Origin of the sequence: Aeromonas sp. S8(2024) (assembly GCF_041403085.1) — a bacterium.
GTDB lineage: Bacteria > Pseudomonadota > Gammaproteobacteria > Enterobacterales > Aeromonadaceae > Aeromonas > Aeromonas dhakensis.
In genome coordinates this window covers 972364-989453 of sequence record NZ_JBGLRF010000001.1, presented here as the reverse complement: position 1 = coordinate 989453, position 17090 = coordinate 972364, and the positions used below count along the sequence as shown (strand labels likewise).

The 17090-nt window shown below is 63.1% G+C and carries 14 protein-coding genes; 6 read left to right on the top strand and 8 right to left on the bottom strand.

The window, feature by feature from the left end; all coding sequences use genetic code 11:
* The first annotated feature begins 5 nt into the window (after positions 1-5).
* A complete protein-coding gene (locus ACB031_RS04210; protein WP_371139062.1) occupies positions 6-1004 on the top strand; it encodes a fumarylacetoacetate hydrolase family protein in 999 nt (332 codons plus the stop codon).
* A gap of 73 nt (positions 1005-1077) precedes the next feature.
* On the top strand, positions 1078-1716 hold the full coding sequence (maiA, locus tag ACB031_RS04205) for a maleylacetoacetate isomerase (RefSeq protein WP_371139061.1): 639 nt from the start codon (positions 1078-1080) through the stop codon (positions 1714-1716).
* 81 nt (positions 1717-1797) lie between these two features.
* Here maiA and ACB031_RS04200 read toward each other — a convergent pair whose 3' ends face one another.
* The 5 genes from ACB031_RS04200 to ACB031_RS04180 form a co-directional block, all read right to left on the bottom strand.
* Positions 1798-2298: a thioredoxin family protein gene (locus ACB031_RS04200; RefSeq protein WP_025201509.1), complete on the bottom strand. Its 501-nt coding sequence runs from the start codon at positions 2296-2298 to the stop codon at positions 1798-1800.
* A 178-nt stretch (positions 2299-2476) separates the two neighbouring features.
* Positions 2477-4141, bottom strand: a complete 1665-nt coding sequence (asnB, locus tag ACB031_RS04195) for an asparagine synthase B (protein WP_005302332.1) — start codon at positions 4139-4141, stop codon at positions 2477-2479.
* 206 nt (positions 4142-4347) lie between these two features.
* Positions 4348-4713: a cupin domain-containing protein gene (locus ACB031_RS04190; protein ID WP_371139060.1), complete on the bottom strand. Its 366-nt coding sequence runs from the start codon at positions 4711-4713 to the stop codon at positions 4348-4350.
* Between the two features lie 125 nt (positions 4714-4838).
* The gene (locus tag ACB031_RS04185; protein WP_010633618.1) at positions 4839-6413 is read right to left on the bottom strand and encodes a cation:proton antiporter family protein; all 1575 of its coding nucleotides are present in this window, start codon (positions 6411-6413) and stop codon (positions 4839-4841) included.
* A 56-nt stretch (positions 6414-6469) separates the two neighbouring features.
* The gene (locus ACB031_RS04180; protein WP_005302324.1) at positions 6470-7219 is read right to left on the bottom strand and encodes an HAD-IIA family hydrolase; all 750 of its coding nucleotides are present in this window, start codon (positions 7217-7219) and stop codon (positions 6470-6472) included.
* Positions 7220-7431: 212 nt separating this feature from the next.
* Here ACB031_RS04180 and ACB031_RS04175 point away from each other — a divergent pair, with 212 nt between their 5' ends.
* Positions 7432-8451, top strand: a complete 1020-nt coding sequence (locus tag ACB031_RS04175) for an adenosine deaminase (protein WP_017764195.1) — start codon at positions 7432-7434, stop codon at positions 8449-8451.
* Positions 8452-8535: 84 nt separating this feature from the next.
* On the opposite strand, the gene ACB031_RS04170 is transcribed toward ACB031_RS04175, so the two are convergent.
* From ACB031_RS04170 to ACB031_RS04160, 3 genes are all read right to left on the bottom strand, one after another.
* Positions 8536-9657 carry an alkene reductase gene (locus ACB031_RS04170; protein WP_371139059.1) on the bottom strand — a complete coding sequence of 374 codons (1122 nt, stop codon included), beginning with the start codon at positions 9655-9657 and terminating at the stop codon, positions 8536-8538.
* A 187-nt stretch (positions 9658-9844) separates the two neighbouring features.
* Entirely contained in the window at positions 9845-11380 is a 1536-nt protein-coding gene (locus ACB031_RS04165) for a TerC family protein (protein WP_336289698.1), read from the bottom strand.
* Between the two features lie 294 nt (positions 11381-11674).
* Positions 11675-12601, bottom strand: coding sequence for a cation diffusion facilitator family transporter (locus ACB031_RS04160; RefSeq protein ID WP_371139058.1), 927 nt, complete (start codon positions 12599-12601; stop codon positions 11675-11677).
* A 169-nt stretch (positions 12602-12770) separates the two neighbouring features.
* Here ACB031_RS04160 and ACB031_RS04155 point away from each other — a divergent pair, with 169 nt between their 5' ends.
* The 3 genes from ACB031_RS04155 (at position 12771) to ACB031_RS04145 (ending at position 16913) form a co-directional block, all read left to right on the top strand.
* A complete protein-coding gene (locus tag ACB031_RS04155) occupies positions 12771-15827 on the top strand; it encodes an FAD-binding and (Fe-S)-binding domain-containing protein (protein ID WP_371139057.1) in 3057 nt (1018 codons plus the stop codon).
* The gene (locus ACB031_RS04150) at positions 15827-16315 is read left to right on the top strand and encodes a hypothetical protein (RefSeq protein WP_043169828.1); all 489 of its coding nucleotides are present in this window, start codon (positions 15827-15829) and stop codon (positions 16313-16315) included. The genes ACB031_RS04155 and ACB031_RS04150 overlap by 1 nt, the downstream gene beginning before the upstream one ends.
* Positions 16316-16451: 136 nt before the next feature.
* On the top strand, positions 16452-16913 hold the full coding sequence (locus ACB031_RS04145) for a hotdog fold thioesterase (RefSeq protein ID WP_042008973.1): 462 nt from the start codon (positions 16452-16454) through the stop codon (positions 16911-16913).
* Positions 16914-17090: the final 177 nt, after the last annotated feature.

Sequence of the window (17090 nt, the reverse complement as noted above, 5' to 3'; positions counted from 1 at the left end):
TCCCTATGAAACTGGCAACCCTGAACAATGGCAAACGGGACGGCGCCCTGGTGGTGGTGAGTCGCGATCTGAGCCGCGCGGTGCGCGTGCCGCACCTTGCTGCCACCCTGCAAGCTGCCCTCGACGAGTGGGCCGAGCTTGCGCCCAAGCTGACCGCCGTTTATCAGCAGCTCAACGATGGCGCCTGCGCCGATACTTTCCCGTTCGACGAGACGGCCTGTCTCTCCCCGCTGCCGCGCGCCTACCAGTGGGCGGACGGCAGCGCCTACGTCAACCACGTGGAGCTGGTGCGCAAGGCGCGCGGCGCCGAAATGCCGGAAAGCTTCTGGCACGATCCCCTGATGTACCAGGGGGGCTCGGACAGCTTCCTGCCGCCGCGGGGGGCCATCCCGATGGGGTCGGAGGAGTGGGGCATCGATTTCGAGTCGGAGATCGCCGTCATCACCGACGACGTGCCTATGGGCACCAGCCCGCAGGCGGCCGCCGGCCACATCAAGCTGCTGATGCTGGTCAACGACGTGAGCCTGCGCAACCTCATTCCGGGCGAGCTTGCCAAGGGCTTCGGCTTCTTCCAGTCCAAGCCCTCCAGCAGCTTCTCGCCGCTGGCCATCACCCCGGACGAGCTGGGGGATGACTGGCGCGACGGCAAGGTGCATCTGCCCCTCGAGACCCACCTCAACGGCGCCCTGTTCGGCGCTCCCGATGCCGGGGTGGACATGACCTTCAACTTTTATGAGCTGATCGCCCACGCCGCCAAGACCCGGCCGCTCGGGGCGGGCTGCATCATCGGCTCGGGGACCGTCTCCAACTACGACAGAAGTCGTGGCTCATCCTGCCTCGCCGAGCTGCGAATGCTGGAAATTATCGAGTCAGGTCAAGCCACTACACCCTTTCTGCGCTTTGGTGATACAGTGTCCATCGCGATGCAGGATCGCAACGGGATGAGTCTGTTTGGCACCATTTTGCAGCGGGTCACGCCGGCAGAGGCCAGTCAGACGAAGTGAAGGGGCCGGCATGGACACGTGGCCGACGGGTGAGCGGCAGGTGTCCATGCACCTGTCAACACAGGGACAAAGTATGTTGCAGTTGTTTGGATATTGGCGTTCATCGGCAAGTTATCGGGTACGGATCGTGATGCAGCTCAAGGGGCTCGACTACGAGCAGCATCCGGTCAATTTGCGGCAGGGCGAGCAGCGCGAGAAGGCCTATCGCCGGCTCAATCCCCAGGGGCTGGTGCCGTTTCTGGTGGATGGTGAGGTGCAGGTGGGGCAGTCGGTGGCCATCATGGAGTACCTCGACGAAACCTACCCCGCTCACCCGCTGATGCCGTCCTCCCCCGAGGAGCGGGCCCGGGTACGCCAGATCGTCAACATGATCGCCTGCGACATCCATCCCCTCAACAACCTGCGGGTGCTCAATTACCTGGGAGAGCATCTCAGGGCGGGCAAGGAGCAGGAGGCGGCTTGGTATCGCCACTGGATTGACGAAACCTTCAGTGCGCTGGAGCAGCTGTTGATGACCACTGCCGGCATCTATTGCGTCGGCAACGAGGTGACCCTGGCGGACTGCATGCTGGTGCCCCAGGTCTACAACGCCCGCCGCTACGACATGTCGCTGGAAGACTATCCCACCATCAACCGCATCGTCGCCAACTGCGAGCAGCTGCAGGCCTTTATCAAGGCCGCCCCCGCCAATCAGCCGGATGCCCAGCCCTGAGGCTGCGCCCTCCTGCCAGGTTCCAATTATCGAGCCCCGCACCGTCAGCCGACCGTGCGGGGCTTTCATATCAGGGGCTCGCTAGCCGCGGGTGGGCTTGGGCTGGAAGAAGGCGATGAACTTGCCGAATTTCTCCCCGTCGTAGCTGTCCCCCTTCTCCAGCAGCCCGGTGTTGAAGGATTCGAGCAGCTTGCCCTTGCCATCCAGCACGTAGAAGTGGGGCACCCCCAGGTACTCGGGATAACCTTTGAGGAAGGATTCGTTCTTGTTCTGCTTGCTGACGTTCACCTTGACCACCACGAAGGTGCGGTTGAACTGGCCGGCGAGAGCGGGCTCCCGGTCCAGAAAGTGGTTCATCTCCTGGCACCAGCTGCACCACTCGCCCCCGACCAGCAGCAGGACTTTCTTGCCCTCTGCGCTGGCCTTGGCGGTGGCGGCGGCGAGATCGCGGGCCGGATCCCGCTGCTCGTCATAGCCCTGGCTGTAATCGGGCAGGGTCTGGCTCCAGAGGTGGTCGGCGCTGTACACCTCGCCATGAAACAGGGCGGTGCCAAGCACCAGCGGCAATAGCAGTCGGTTCATCACGTGCTCCTTGTGTTGTTGTGGTTGCTTCCAAGCCGCAACAATGTGACACGAGCGAGCCCGGCCGCCAAGGGCGAGATGGGCCCTTGTTATGCAAAAAGCGGGAATGGGTCGACGGGAAAAACAAAGCCCCTCGCAGGAGGGGCTTGGCATTCAGGCAAGGGTGGTCGCCGGCAGATCAGTAACCCTGCTGGTGCACGTCCATCACGGCGCGACCGGAGGGGTCGGCCATCTCCTTGAACTTGGCATCCCATTCCAGCGCAGTCGGGGTGGAGCAGGCGACCGACTTGCCGTAGGGCACGGTGCGGGCGGCGGACTCCAGCGGGAAGTGCTCGTCAAAGATGGCGCGGTAGAAGTAGGCCTCCTTGGTGAGCGGGGTGTTGACGGGGAAGCGGAAGGCCGCCGCCTCGAACATCTGATCCGTCACTTCCTGCTCGACCATGGCTTTCAGGCTGTCGATCCACGAATAGCCTACGCCGTCGGAGAACTGCTCCTTCTGACGCCACGCCACTTCATGGGGCAGCAGATCCTCGAATGCTTCGCGCAGGATGTGCTTCTCGATCTTGCCCTTGCCGCACATCTTGTCGGCAGGTTGCAGGCGCATCGCCACGTCCATGAACTCCTTGTCGAGGAAGGGCACGCGACCCTCCACCCCCCAGGCAGCCATGGACTTGTTGGCGCGCAGGCAGTCATAGAGGTGCAAAGAGGCGAGCTTGCGCACGTTCTCTTCGTGGAACTCGCGGGCGTTGGGCGCCTTGTGGAAGTAGAGGTAGCCGCCGAACAGCTCGTCGGAGCCTTCGCCGGAGAGCACCATCTTGATCCCCATCGCCTTGATGTAGCGGGCCATCAGGTACATGGGCGTGGAGGCGCGGATGGTGGTGACGTCATAGGTCTCGAGGTGATAGATGACGTCCCGCAGGGCATCCAGACCTTCCTGCACGGTGAAGTGGATCTGGTGGTGGATGGTGCCCAAATGATCGGCGACCTTGCGGGCGGCGGCCAGATCCGGCGAGCCTTCCAGGCCCACGGCGAAGGAGTGCAGCTGGGGCCACCAGGCCTCGCTCTTGCCATCGTCTTCCACCCGACGGGCGGCATAGAGCTTGGTGATGGCGGAGATGACGGACGAATCCAGCCCGCCGGAGAGCAGCACGCCGTAGGGCACGTCACACATCAGCTGGCGTTTGACCGCCGCTTCCAGCGCGGCTTTGAGCTCGGCTTTGTCGCTGACGTTGTGCTCGACCGCGCCGTACTCCATCCAGTCGCGTTTGTACCACTGTTTAAGCTCGCCATCCTTGCTCCACAGGTAGTGTCCCGGCGGGAAGGTTTCGACGCTCTTGCAGACCGGTACCAGCGCCTTCATCTCGGAGGCGACGTAGAAGTTGCCGTGCTCGTCGCGACCGGTGTAGAGGGGGATGATCCCCATGTGGTCGCGGCCAATCAGGTAGGCATCCTGCTCGGCGTCATAGAGGATGAAGGCGAAGATGCCGTTGAGATCGTCCAAAAAGGCCGGGCCCTTCTCCTTGTAGAGGGCCAGCAGCACTTCGCAGTCGGAGTGGGTCTGAAACTGGAAGTCGACCTTGAGGTTCTTCTCCAGCTCCTTGTGATTGTAAATCTCGCCGTTGACGGCCAGCACATGGGTGCGCTCGGGGTTGTAGAGCGGCTGGGCGCCGTTGCCCGGATCGACGATGGCCAGGCGCTCGTGCACCAGAATGGCCTTGTCGGAGCTGTAGACGCCGGACCAGTCAGGACCGCGGTGACGCAATCGCTTGGACATCTCCAGCGCCGATTTGCGCAGGGCGGCCGCATCGGATTTGATGTCCAGAATGCCGAAAATAGAACACATTGGCGGTAATCCTCTTGATTTTTATATGAGCCCCCCACGTTCGGGCTCGAAATTCCATTTACATTCCTCGCCAATCACAATGCCTAGTGCAAAAACCTTTTGCAAGCGGGAAAACCGCAGAAAATCATGCCGTAAGCGTCAAGCAGGTAGGGGAGTGCGGCGACCCGTCCGGCCGCCGGAAAAAAGAGAAGAGGTTGACGTGAACGTCAGCTGGCGGGCTCGAAGATCACATAGAGCTTTCGGCAGGGGGTGAGGGTTTCCCACTGCCCGACAAAGCCGGCGGGAATGACGAACTGGTCGCCGGACTTGAGGGGCAGCCTGCCGCCTTGCTCGTCGTGGATCACCGCCTCGCCCTCCAGCAGCTGGCAGTATTCATGCTCGGTGTAGTGAATGGCCCAGCGGCCCGGCTCGCAGCTCCAGAAGCCCACGTGGAACTGCTGGCTCGGATCCGAGTAGTGGTTCCACACCGTCTGGCGCGGGTTGCCGGCGCGCAGGCGATCGGGGGCGGGCATCAGCGGGGTGGGAGCCACCTCGTGGCGGTCGAGCAGGATCCAGTCGTTGAGGGTCTTCATGCTGCCTCCTTGGCAAGGGATAAAAAACGGGGCCATCCTGGCCCCGTGATTGTTCGTTTTATTAAACGAGGTTGCGTATAACGTAAACGATAGCGTCCTCCTTGCCAAGGGGCTGCTCCCGCCCTTTAGCGTGGCTGCAGCCGCTTGATGACGTGGCGGGCGAAGCCGCTGCCCGCTTCGTCGTAGACGTTGAACACCGCATCCACCCCTTGCTCCTTCAGGGAGGCGATGTCGTCCTCGAAGCGGACGATGGCGGCAATCTTGCCGGCAAAGCCGTGGCTGCGCAGCTTCTCGATGGCGTAGAGGTTGCCCGAGTGGTGAGGCATGGCCAGCAGCACCAGGTTGACCTGGTTGGAGAGCAACACCTTGTCCCAGAAGTCGGTATCGGTGGCGTCCCCCTCGATGACGTTCATCCCCTGGGCGCGCAGGGTGGGCAGCTTGTCGCTGTCGTTCTCCACCCCGAGGATCACGGTGCCGTACTTGTTCTCCAGCTCGAAGTAGGCGCCCTGGCCGATCCGCCCCATGCCGAGGATGATCACCTCGGCATCGCCAAGCTCGATGGGCCTGTCCTCCGGGTGCAAAGTGGTGGCCTGCATGCCGCGCAGCCAGTTGCCGAGCCGATGGTAAATTCGCTCGCTCTGGCCGTTGAGGGGGGCCGAGATCATGAAGCTGGCCGCCAGCGCCAGGGAGAGCGCAACCAGCCACTCGTGGGAGATCCAGCCCGCCTTGGCGGCGATGGCCGCGACGATGAGGCCGAACTCCGAGAAGTTGGTGAGCGCCAGGGTGGAGAGCAGGGCGGTGCGCACTCGCAGGTGGGCGCCGCTGTAGACCAGGTAGTAGAGCGCGCTCTTGAGCGGCAGGGCCAGCACCAGTGCCAGCGCCAGCAACATGGTGTCGTGGGTCGGCAGGCCGTTGAGGCCGATGGTGAGAAAGAAGCAGATGAGAAACAAGTCTTTGAGGTTGAACAGCGACTTGGCCAGCCCCGCGGAGGCGGGGTGGGAGGCGATCAGCATGCCGATGATGAGTGCCCCCAGATCCGGTTTGAGCCCCACCACCTCGAAGCCGGCGGCCCCCACCACCAGCGCCAGGAAGATCCCGAACAGCACCTGCAGCTCGCCGTGGCCGGCCCGCTCCAGCAGTTTCAGCAGCAAGGGGCGCAGCAGCGGCAGCCCCAGGATCCAGAGCGCCCAGATGCTGGGCCACTCGCCGCTGGAGACCGCCAGGAAGGCCACCGCGAACAGATCCTGCATCACCAGCACGCCGATGGCGAGACGGGCATAGAGGGCGTTCATGTCGCTGCGCTCCTCCAGCACCTTGACCGCAAATACTGTGCTGGAGAAGGAGAGGGCAAAGCCCAGCAGCAGCGCCAGCTTCCAGTCGAGCGACATGGCCAGCGCCAGCCCGAGCCCCTTGCACACCAGCAGCACCACGGTAAAGAGCAGGGTGGAGAGCAGCAGGTGCAAACTGGTAGTGCCCCAGACGTCGCGCCGCATCAGGATCTTGACGTTGAGCTTGAGGCCGATGGTGAACAGCAGCAGGGTGACGCCGAGATCGGCCACTTCGCTGAGGGCCGGGGTGTTGTGATAGCCCATGGCGTTGAGGATGAAGCCGGCGGCCAGAAAGCCCAGCAGGGGCGGCAGGCCGATGAGGTTGACCAGCATGCCGCAGCCGAAGGCCACGGCGATAAGAATGGGTTCCATGTTGTTTCCTGCTAGGGCAGGACCGGCCTGCCCTCTTCTCTATCCTGGGTAGCGGGTCAGACGATGTCGATGTCCACTACTGAGTCGAAGATGTGGTTCGGCCGAAACGGCATGCGGTCGATGTCGGCCACCTTGCTCACCCCGGAGAGCACCAGCACCGTCTCGAGGCCGGCCTGGAAGCCTGCAAGAATGTCGGTGCGCAGGTTGTCGCCGATGATGATGGTGTCGTCGGAGTGGGCCTCCATCCGGTTGAGCGCCGCGCGGATGATCCAGGCGCTCGGCTTGCCGACGTAGAACGGCTTCTTGCCGGTCATCCGCTCGATGGGGGCGCACAGGGCGCCGCAGGCCGGGTGCATCATGGGGCCGTGGGTATCCGGGTTGGTGGCGATGAAGCGGGCCCCCTGATCGACGAACTTGGCCCCCAACTGCATCATGGTCCAGTTGTAGTTGCGGGTCTCGCCCACCACCACGAAGTCGGGGTCGATGTCGGTGATGGTGAAACCGGCCTTGTAGAGTTCGTGGGTCAGTGCCCCTTCACCGATCACATAGGCCTTCTTGCCATCCTGGCGCTTGAGAAAGTCGGCGGTGCCCATGGCGGAGGTGTAGAAGCACTCCTCCGGTACCTCGATCCCGGCGGAGCGGAAGCGGTTTTGCAGATCTTTCTGGGTCTGGGCCGGGTAGTTGGTCAGAAACAGCAGCTTGCTGCCCTGCTCCAGCAGGCGGTGGACGAAGCGGTCGGCGCCCGGCACCAGATCGTTGTTGTGCAGGATGACGCCGTCGATGTCGCAGATGACGCTTTTCTTCATGGGGACTCCTTGTGTAGGCGCAAGAGGCGGCGGAAAGTTGCGCCAACTCTCAAGATCTTCAAATAGTTATGTTGTTTTTGTGACGCCATTATAAGTCTGTTTGATGACAAGTCTCCCCCATAAACAGAGATAGGTGCACAATCAATTGCAGGGGAGGGAACCGCTCTGCCACTGGCGGGTCCCGCTGTCTGTGCACTGATGGAGCCGTCATCATGGATAACTTTATTGCCGGTCTGCCCAAGCTGGAGCTGCACCTCCATATCGAAGGCTCGCTCGAGCCGGAACTGATGTTTGCCCTGGGCCAGCGCAACGGCGTGGCCCTGCCTTGGCCAGACGTGGCCAGCGTGCGCGCCGCCTACGAGTTCGACTGCCTGCAATCCTTCCTCGATCTCTACTATCTGGGGGCCAGCGTACTGGTCACCGAGCAGGACTTCTTCGATCTGACCTGGGCCTATCTGGCGCGCTGCGCCGCCGACAAGGTGGTGCACGTGGAGATCTTCTTCGACCCCCAGACCCACACCGCTCGCGGCATTCCCTTTGCCACCGTGCTGGGCGGCATCGAGCGGGCGCTGCAGGCAGGGGAGAAAGAGTTTGGCATCAGCTGGCGGCTCATCATGAGTTTCTTGCGCCACCTGAGTGAAGAGGAGGCCTTCGCCACGTTGGCAGAGGCAGAGCCCTTCCTGTCGCGCATTCACGGCATCGGCCTTGATTCGGGGGAGCTGGGCAACCCGCCCGGCAAGTTTGCCCGGGTGTTTGCCCGCTGCCGCGAGCTGGGGTTGCCGGTGGTGGCTCATGCCGGCGAAGAGGGGCCGGCGGACTACATCTGGCAGGCCATCCGGGAGCTGGAGGTGCGGCGCATCGATCACGGGGTACGCTGCGTCGACGATCCCGAGCTGCTGCGTTATCTCGCCGATACCCGGCTGCCGCTCACCGTCTGCCCCCTCTCCAACACCCGCCTCAAGGTGTTTGACCAGATGGCCCACCACAACGTACTGAATTTGCTGGAGCAAGGGCTGTGCGTCACCATCAACTCCGACGACCCCGCCTATTTCGGCGGCTACATGAACGCCAACTTCCACGCCCTGGCCCATGAGCTGGGGGCCAGCATGAACCAGCTCTGCCGCTTGTCACTCAATGCCGTCGAGGCGAGCTGGCTGAGCCTGGCCGACAAGGCGCGGCTGACCCGGGAGATCAGAAGCTACGCCGCCTGTTACGGGGTCAGCCTCTACTGAGTATTGGCTCGCGTGAAAAGCAAAAACGGCGCGCCCACCAGTGATGGTGGGCGCGTTTTTTTATGCCAGGGAAGCGGTGCTGACTCAGGCCGAGTGGGACTGGGCGGTTGCCTGATAGGTCGGGTAGTCGGTCAGGCCCTTCTCGCCACCGCCGAACAGGGTGGCCGGATCGTGAGGGGCCAGCGGATAGCCGTGGCGCAGCCGCTCGGGCAGGTCTGGGTTGGCCACGAAGGGGCGACCGAAGCCTATCATGTCGGCCCAGCCTGCCTCGAGCGCCGCCCGGGCGCGCTCGCCGTCATACTTGCCTGCGTAGATGAGGGTGTTGGGGAAGGCATCGCGCAGCCCCTGCTTGAAGCTCTCTGCCATCAGCGGGGCGTCATCCCAGTCCGCCTCGGCAACGTGCAGGTAAACCACGTCGAGCCGGCCCAGCAGGCGGGCAGCGGCCAGATAGGTCTCCTGCGGATTGGCATCCACGGTGCCGTTCAAGGTGGTGAGCGGCGCGAGGCGCACCCCGACCCGGTCGGCCCCGATCTCGCTGCAGACCGCCTCGGTCACCTCTTTGAGGAAACGCAGCCGATTTTCGAGCGAACCGCCGTAGCCGTCGGTGCGGGTATTGGACTCGGAGTCGAGGAACTGGTTGATGAGGTAGCCGTTGGCGGCGTGCAGCTCGATGCCGTCAAAGCCGGCCAGCATGGCGTTGCGGGCCGCCTGGCGAAACTGCCCCACCACCTGGTCGATGTCGGCCTGGGTCATGGCGCGCGGGGTGACGGTCTCGACGAACCCGGGGGCGTCGCTGCCGTTGTCGACGAACACCTTGACCCCTTTGGCCTGAATGGCCGAGGAGGAGATGGGCTGAGCTCCGCCGAGGTTGTCAGGGTGAGTGACCCGGCCCACGTGCCAGAGCTGGGCGAACATGGTGCCGCCCTTGGCGTGCACGGCGTCGGTCACCAGCTTCCAGCCGGCCACTTGTTCGGCACTGTGGATCCCCGGCGTCCAGGCGTAGCCCTTGCCCATGGGGTCAATCTGGGTGCCCTCGCTGATGATGAGACCGGCCCCTGCGCGCTGGGCGTAGTAGGTGGCCATCATGGCGTTGGCCACGTCACCGGGCTGGCTGGCGCGGGAGCGGGTCATGGGGGGCATGACGATGCGATTGTTGAGGTGCAGCTGGCCGAGGCGCAGGGGGCAGAACAGGTGATCGTGGTGCATGGTGAATTCCTCATGGTGATGATGGGCTCACTCTAGTGCCGGTATCCCTTGCGAAAAAGAGGGGTAATTGCAGAAAAGAATTGCGCTGATGACAGCAATGGCGACATGAGAGAGGAGAAAGGGGGGAGGATAAATAGAAAAGGGGACCGGCAAGGTCCCCTTTTGCAGCAGGGTTCACGAGATGGCGTCAGGCCGCCAGCGGCATGACGCGCACCCGCTCGATGCGCCGCTCGCTCACCTCGACTACCTCGAAGCAGAGCTGCTGCAGTTGCAGCTGCTGGCCCGGGGCGGGCAGGGTGCCGAAGTGGGAGAGCAGCATGCCGGCGAGGGTCACGTATTCGTCGCTCTCGCTCACCAGCCCTTCGTGCTCCAGCACCTGCTCCACGTGGTGGATGTTGGTGCTGCCGTTGATGAGCCAGCCTTCCCCGTCGCGGATCATGTCCGGCGTTTCATCTTCATCGGGCAGTTCGCCGACGATGGCCTCCAGCAGGTCGTGGGTGGTCACCAGCCCCTGGATGATGCCGAACTCGTCGGCCACCAGGATGAGGCTGCCCTTGGCCTGGCGCAGCTCCGCCAGCAACCTGATCACGTTGATGGTCTGCGGCACGATAATGGGGTCGTTCTGTTTGGCCAGTGCGCTCAGGGACTGCCCCTCGTTGAGGGCAAACAGCAGATCGCGCGCCTTGACCACCCCGATCACCTCGTCCAGATCGCCGTCACAGACCGGGAACAGGCTGTGGGGCTCCTGCTTCAGCAGGGCGCGGATCTCGTCATCGGTGTCGTTGACGTCGATCCAGGCCATCTCGGAGCGCGGGGTCATGATGGTACGGATGGATCGATCGGCCAGCGACAGCACCCCGGTCACCATGTAGCGCTCCTCCTCGCCAAAGCTCACCGGCTCGGGGGCGGGGGCATCCAGATCGTCGTCCGGTTTGTCCTGATACGCCTTGCTGCCCATCAGCTTGAAGATGGCGGCGGTGGTGCGCTCGCGCAGGGGCAGCTTGGCCTCGTGGCGCTCGGCACTGCGCTGGGATAGCTGGTTGAAGAACTCGATCAGCACCGAGAAGCCGATGGCCGCATAGAGGTAGCCCTTCGGAATATGGAAACCGAACCCTTCCGCCACCAGGCTGAAGCCGATCATCAAGAGGAAGCTCAGACAGAGCACCACCACTGTGGGGTGGGCGTTGACGAAGCGGGTCAGCGGCTTGGAGGCGAGCACCATCACCACCATGGCGATGGTCACGGCCGCCATCATGACGCCGAGCTGTTCCACCATGCCGACGGCGGTGATAATGGAGTCCAGCGAGAAGATGGCATCCAGCACCAGGATCTGGGTGATCACCACCCCAAAGCTGGCGTAGACGCCGACCGGCCCCTCTTCGGGCGGCTTGGCCTCCAGCCGCTCGTGCAGCTCGGAGGTGGCCTTGAACAGCAGGAACAGGCCGCCCCCCATCAGGATCAGGTCCCGCCCGGAGAAGGGGTGATCCCAGATGTGCAGGATGGGGGTGGTCAGGGTGACCAGCCAGGACATGACGCTCAGGAGCCCCAGGCGCATCAGCAGGGCCAGCGACAGGCCGATGATGCGGGCCTTGTCCCGCTGGGCGGGGGGCAGTTTTTTCACCAGGATGGCGATGAAGACCAGGTTGTCGATCCCGAGCACGATTTCCAGAACGATCAGGGTAAAGAGACCGATCCAGATGTGGGGATCCAGCAGCAATTCCATGTAGTGACCTCAATAAAAACAGACAGAGCAAAGAGTAAGCACGGCGCACGACGGCCGTAGTGACAGCAAGGCTATGACGTTATTCAGAGGCGCTGATTAAGCAGATAAAGATAGGTTTTGACGGGAAGAAACGAAGGGCAACTTCGGGGATTGTCCATGATGGGCAATAAAACCTCGGGTTAAAAGTGAGCCCTGATGATAGCGGTTGGCGCCGTTTTGGCAAGAGGGAAGCCATGAAGATGTGATGACTGGGGGAGGCGGCTGGCCTCCCCCAAACGGCAGTTCAAGCGGCGGTTACAGCCAGCGCTTTTCGCGGGTGAAGCAGACCGACAGCCAGGCGTCCCCCAGGGTATCGCCGAGGCGGGACCAGAGCTCCTGGCGCAGGGCATCCTGGCGCTCGATGGGCCACTCCTGACCCGGGGCCACCAGGATGTTGAGCTCGAGATCGAAGCGGCGGCCGCTTTTCGCCAGATGGCTGTAGCACTCGACGCCATGGCGCAGGCGCAGGGCCTCGACTTCGTTTGCCACCAGCCGGGAGACGTCCCCCTTGGGGGCAATTTTCAGCACTTCCCGCAGGTTGCGACCGAGCACCTTGATGGGAATGAGGGTGGCGCACAGGGCCAAGAGAGAGACCAGCAGCGGGTCTATGTAGCGGTTGTAGTGGCCGTAGCCGATGGCATCGAGGCCAATGGCGACCACGAAGCCGATGAGCAGGGTGGTGCTGAGCAGGGTGTCCACCAGCCACTCCTTGGAGTCCACCCGCACCAGCTCTGAGTTGACCCGCTCGGCCACGTTGGCCTCGACCAGATAGATGATGCCGCAGAAGAAGGTGGAGACGACGGCATAGATGAGGGCGTGGCCGAGATCGATCTCCCGTCCCCCCGCCAGCAGGGTGGTCAGGCCGTTGTAGAGCGCCGCCAGACAGAGCAGCAGAATGATGGTGCCGTTGATGACGTTGGCGATGGGTTCGAAGTGGGCGTAGCCGTATTGAAAACGGGCATCGGAGGGGCGGGTAACCAGGTAGGCGGTGATGAGCCCGAGGCCCGTCATGCCCATGCTGAACAGGGTGAAGATGCCGTCGAGCATGATGGCGTTGGATCCGACGAACAGACCATAGCCGATGCCGAAGATGGCAAAGGTGATGCAACCAAACAGCGACAGGGTCAGCGCCTGTTTTTCGGTGCGGACAAGCGTACTGATAACATGGCTGTAGTGAGCCATAAAAGTCCTCCTTTCAAATGGTGAAGATTGCGCGCGCAAGCGGTTTTCTAGCTGATATACTGCCCGCTCACATGTGAGCGGACTGGTTCGGGGGCCCGCGAAGAGGCTGGCCCGAACGGTCGTTGTCGCCGGAATGCCGGCATCAAGCAAAGGATGGGAACAAGGATTCATGATCCCGAGACTCGATTACCAGGACAGTTTGTCACCTACAACCCTGCAGTTTCTTGAGTTGCTGGCGCGATCAGCATTTCGTGGTGATATCGAAAAGTCTTATGCAAGCCGGTTGGCGATGGCGACGGATAACAGCGTCTATCAGGTCGTACCTCAGGCGGTTCTCTATCCGCGCAGCGCGGACGATATAGCGGTGATGCTCAAGCTGGCCCAGGGGCCCGAGTACGCAGCCTTGAGTTTCTTCCCTCGCGGCGGCGGTACCGGCACCAATGGTCAATCCTTGGGCGGCGGCATTATCGTCGATCTCTCGCGCCATATGAACCAGATCATGGAAATTAATCTGGAAGAGGGCTGGGTGCGAGCCCAGGCCGGGGTGGTGAAGGATCAGCTCAACGCCTATTTGAAGCCTCATGGCTACTTCTTCTCGCCGGATCTCTCCACCTCCAACCGCGCCACCCTGGGGGGCATGGTCAACACCGACGCCTCCGGGCAGGGGTCGCTGGTGTACGGCAAGACCTCGGATCACGTGCTGGGTCTCAAGGCCGTGCTGGAAAACGGCGAACTCATGGCCACCGAGCCGGTGACCGGTGAGCGACTGGCCGACAAGCTGGCGCTGGAGAATCGGGAAGGGGAGATCTATCGCACCCTCTATCGCATAGGCCGCGAGCGGCGCGCCGACATCGAGGCTACCTTCCCCAAACTCAACCGCTTTCTGACCGGATACGATCTCAAGCACCTTTATATTCCAGAGAGCGACACCCTGGACGTGAGCCGGGTGCTGTGCGGCTCGGAAGGCTCCCTGGGTTTTATCACCGAAGCCAGGCTCAACATCACCCCCATCCCGCGCTACCGGACCCTGGTCAACGTCAAGTACGACAGCTTCCCCTCGGCCCTGCGCAACGCCCCCTTTATGGTGGAGGCCCACGCCCTGTCGGTGGAGACGGTGGACTCCCGGGTGCTGGGGCTGGCCCGCGCCGACATCATCTGGCACTCGGTGAAGGATCTCATCCAGGACGTACCCGGCAAGGATCTGCAGGGGCTCAACATCGTCGAGTTTGCCGACACCGATGAGGCCGAGCACCAAGCCAAGGTAGTCGAGCTGTGCCGGCGCATCGACGGTCTGCTGGCGCGCGGGGAGGCCGGGGTCATCGGCTATCAGGTGTGTGACCACCTGCCGAGCATCGAGACCATCTACGGCATGCGCAAGAAGTCGGTGGGGCTGCTCGGTAACGCCGAGGGGCGCAAGAAGCCGGTGGCCTTCACCGAAGACACCGCCGTGCCGCCGGAATCCCTGGCCGATTTCATCATGGAGTTTCGTGCCTTGCTGGACGCCCATGGCCTTGACTACGGCATGTTCGGCCACGTCGATGCCGGGGTGCTGCACGTGCGCCCGGCGCTCGATCTGTGCGACCCCGAGCAGGAGGTGTTGCTGCGGCGCATCTCGGATCAGGTGGTGGCGCTCACCGCCAAATACGGCGGCCTGATGTGGGGGGAGCACGGCAAGGGCTTTCGCTCCGAATACAGCCCCGCCTTCTTCGGCGAGCTGTGGGAGGAGCTGCAACGGGTCAAGGGGACGTTCGACCCGGCCAACCGCATCAACCCGGGCAAGATCTGCATGCCTTACGGCAGCGGCGCCGAACTGGTGTCGGTGGACGGGCCCAAGCGTGGCAAGTTTGACCGCCAGATCCCGCTGGCGGTACGCACCAGCTATACCCGGGCGCTCGATTGCAACGGCAACGGTCTGTGCTTCACCTTCGAGACCGACTCCCCCATGTGCCCCTCGGTCAAAATCAGCCGCGATCGCCGCCACTCCCCCAAGGGGCGAGCAGGATTGATGCGCGAATGGCTGCGCCAGTTGGCGGAGCAGGGTTTCGACCCTCTTGCCGAAGAGGTAGCGCTGCAAAGCGGCGGTCTGCGCTTCAAGCAGATTGTCGACAAGTTCCGCAATACGGTGGCCCGCGCCCGCGGCCAGTATGACTTCTCCCACGAGGTGATGGAGGCGATGGAAGGGTGCCTCGCGTGCAAGGCGTGCACCAGCCAGTGCCCCATCAAGGTGGATGTACCCACTTTCCGCGCCCGCTTCATGCAGCTCTACCACAGCCGCTATCTGCGTGGACCCAAGGATTACTTCGTCGGCACGGTGGAGAGCTATGCCCCCCTGCTGGCCAAGGCGCCGAAACTGGTCAACTTCTTCCTCGAGAAAGAGTGGGCCCAGAAGGCGACCGAGAAGAGTATCGGCATGGTGGACGTGCCGCTCTTGAGCGTGCCGACCTTGGCCGAGGAGCTGCGTGACCATCGCGCCCGCTATTTCGACCTGCCGGGCCTCGAGGCCATGAGCCCAGAGCAGCGTCAAAAAGTGGTGCTCATCGTGCAGGATCCCTTCACCAGCTACTACGACGCCCCCGTGGTGCGTGACCTGGTGAAACTGGCCAGCAAGCTCGGCCTGCAGCCCTATCTGCTGCCGTTCAAGCCCAACGGCAAGCCCCAGCACGTGAAGGGTTTCCTGCGCGCCTTTGCCCGTACCGCGGCCAGCAGCGCCCAGTTCCTCAACAAGGTGGCGGCGCTTGGCATCCCCATGGTGGGGGTCGATCCCTCCCTGGTGCTCTGCTACCGGGACGAGTACGTGAAGGCGCTCGGCCCCGCTCGCGGGGACTTCCAGGTGATGTTGCCCCAGGAGTGGTTGCTCTCCCTGCCGGCCGAGGCGCTGCCGGTGCGGGAAGAGGCGGGCACCGAACCCTGGTATCTGTTCGCTCACTGCACCGAGAAGACCGCCAAGCCCACCACCCACGGTGACTGGAGCACCCTGTTCCGCCGCTTCGGTGCCACGCTGCAGCCGGTCTCGGTGGGCTGCTGCGGCATGGCCGGTACCTATGGCCACGACGCCAAACAGGTGGAGAACTCCAAAGGCATCTATGGTCTGAGCTGGGCCGAGCCCCTCGCGCGCCTGCCCAAGGAGCGCTGCCTGGCCACCGGTTATTCGTGCCGCAGCCAGGTCAAGCGGATGGAGGGGGAGAAACTCAAGCACCCGTTGCAGGCCCTGCTGGAACTGCTCTGATGCTGACGCTGCCCAAGCGGTTTCGGGTGCCGCAAGCCTATCGGCACCCGCACTTCCTGCTGCTGCCGGTCAGCCCGGCCCAGGCGGTGGTGGAGTTCGTCGCCATGCTGCGCGAGCGCGAGCAGCTCCATCAGCTGTTTCGCCCGGACGATGTGTGGCCCTCCGCCAATTTCAGCCTGAGCCAGCACGAGGCCGATCTGGAGTGGCAGCGCTCCGAGTTTCTGGCCAAGCGCTCCTTTGCCTATGGTCTCTGGAGCCCGGCACGGGAGCCCGAGTTCTGGGGCGGAGTTTACCTCTACCCCTCGGTGCTGCCGGAGGTGGCGGTGGAGCTCTTCTTCTGGAAGGTGGCCGAGGCGCCGCTCACCGATGCCGAACTGGAGGCCGAACTGCGCGCCTGGCTTGGCAAGGTGTGGCAGTGGCCCGAGCCGAGCCTGCCTGGGCGGGACGTCCCTTGGGCCGGGTGGCCCGGGGTGACCTACCCCTGGTGACAGGGCCTGGCCAGCCAGCCCTGAAGATGCCCCCTCAAGCGGGGCATCTTTTTTTCTGCGCCTTTTTCGCCGACACTGCTGGTTTGCCGCTACGGCGCAGCGATAACCCATTGATCACAGAAGGAGTCAGCTCGTCATGAGTCAAGATAACGCCCCCATCTGGCGCAAGCCCATGAGCCTTGAGGGGCTCAACGCCAGCTCCCGCAATACCCTGATGGCCCACCTCGACATCGTCTACACCGCCTTTGGTCCTGACTGGCTGGAGGCCACCATGCCGGTGGATCACCGCACCCATCAGCCGCTCGGCATGCTGCACGGCGGCGCCTCCGTGGTGCTGGCGGAGACGCTGGGATCGCTTGCGGCCAACATGGCGGTCGGACCTGACAGTTACTGCGTGGGGCTGGAGGTCAATGCCAACCACTTGAGGGCCAAGCGGGAAGGGGTGGTGACGGGGCGCTGCGCGCCGCTGCATCTGGGGGCGACCACTCAGGTGTGGCAGATAGAAATTCGCGATGAACGTGGTCGTTTATTGTGCACCAGCCGGTTGACCATGGCGGTGCTCAAGCACAAGCGGGACAAGGACTCTGGCGAAGCGTGATCCGCAATCACGCACCATGAGTGAAAAATAAGCAAGCCATAGTCGTCAGATCCCTCTATAATTGCCAACGTCTTGAGAGGCCTATCACATTTTTCAAGACAGCAGAACAAAGTGGCGCTATAATCGCCGCCTTTTTGCTATTCCGCGGTGTTAGCCGCCTGCCTTAATCTGGAAGAA

Excerpts from the sequence above, each read along its gene's own strand:
- ACB031_RS04210 (WP_371139062.1), top strand. The coding sequence starts at position 6 with ATGAAACTGGCAACCCTGAACAATGGCAAACGGGACGGCGCCCTGGTG.
- maiA (WP_371139061.1), top strand. The coding sequence starts at position 1,078 with ATGTTGCAGTTGTTTGGATATTGGCGTTCATCGGCAAGTTATCGGGTA.
- ACB031_RS04200 (WP_025201509.1), bottom strand. The coding sequence starts at position 2,298 with ATGAACCGACTGCTATTGCCGCTGGTGCTTGGCACCGCCCTGTTTCAT.
- asnB (WP_005302332.1), bottom strand. The coding sequence starts at position 4,141 with ATGTGTTCTATTTTCGGCATTCTGGACATCAAATCCGATGCGGCCGCC.
- ACB031_RS04190 (WP_371139060.1), bottom strand. The coding sequence starts at position 4,713 with ATGAAGACCCTCAACGACTGGATCCTGCTCGACCGCCACGAGGTGGCT.
- ACB031_RS04185 (WP_010633618.1), bottom strand. The coding sequence starts at position 6,413 with ATGGAACCCATTCTTATCGCCGTGGCCTTCGGCTGCGGCATGCTGGTC.
- ACB031_RS04180 (WP_005302324.1), bottom strand. The coding sequence starts at position 7,219 with ATGAAGAAAAGCGTCATCTGCGACATCGACGGCGTCATCCTGCACAAC.
- ACB031_RS04175 (WP_017764195.1), top strand. The coding sequence starts at position 7,432 with ATGGATAACTTTATTGCCGGTCTGCCCAAGCTGGAGCTGCACCTCCAT.
- ACB031_RS04170 (WP_371139059.1), bottom strand. The coding sequence starts at position 9,657 with ATGCACCACGATCACCTGTTCTGCCCCCTGCGCCTCGGCCAGCTGCAC.
- ACB031_RS04165 (WP_336289698.1), bottom strand. The coding sequence starts at position 11,380 with ATGGAATTGCTGCTGGATCCCCACATCTGGATCGGTCTCTTTACCCTG.
- ACB031_RS04160 (WP_371139058.1), bottom strand. The coding sequence starts at position 12,601 with ATGGCTCACTACAGCCATGTTATCAGTACGCTTGTCCGCACCGAAAAA.
- ACB031_RS04155 (WP_371139057.1), top strand. The coding sequence starts at position 12,771 with ATGATCCCGAGACTCGATTACCAGGACAGTTTGTCACCTACAACCCTG.
- ACB031_RS04150 (WP_043169828.1), top strand. The coding sequence starts at position 15,827 with ATGCTGACGCTGCCCAAGCGGTTTCGGGTGCCGCAAGCCTATCGGCAC.
- ACB031_RS04145 (WP_042008973.1), top strand. The coding sequence starts at position 16,452 with ATGAGTCAAGATAACGCCCCCATCTGGCGCAAGCCCATGAGCCTTGAG.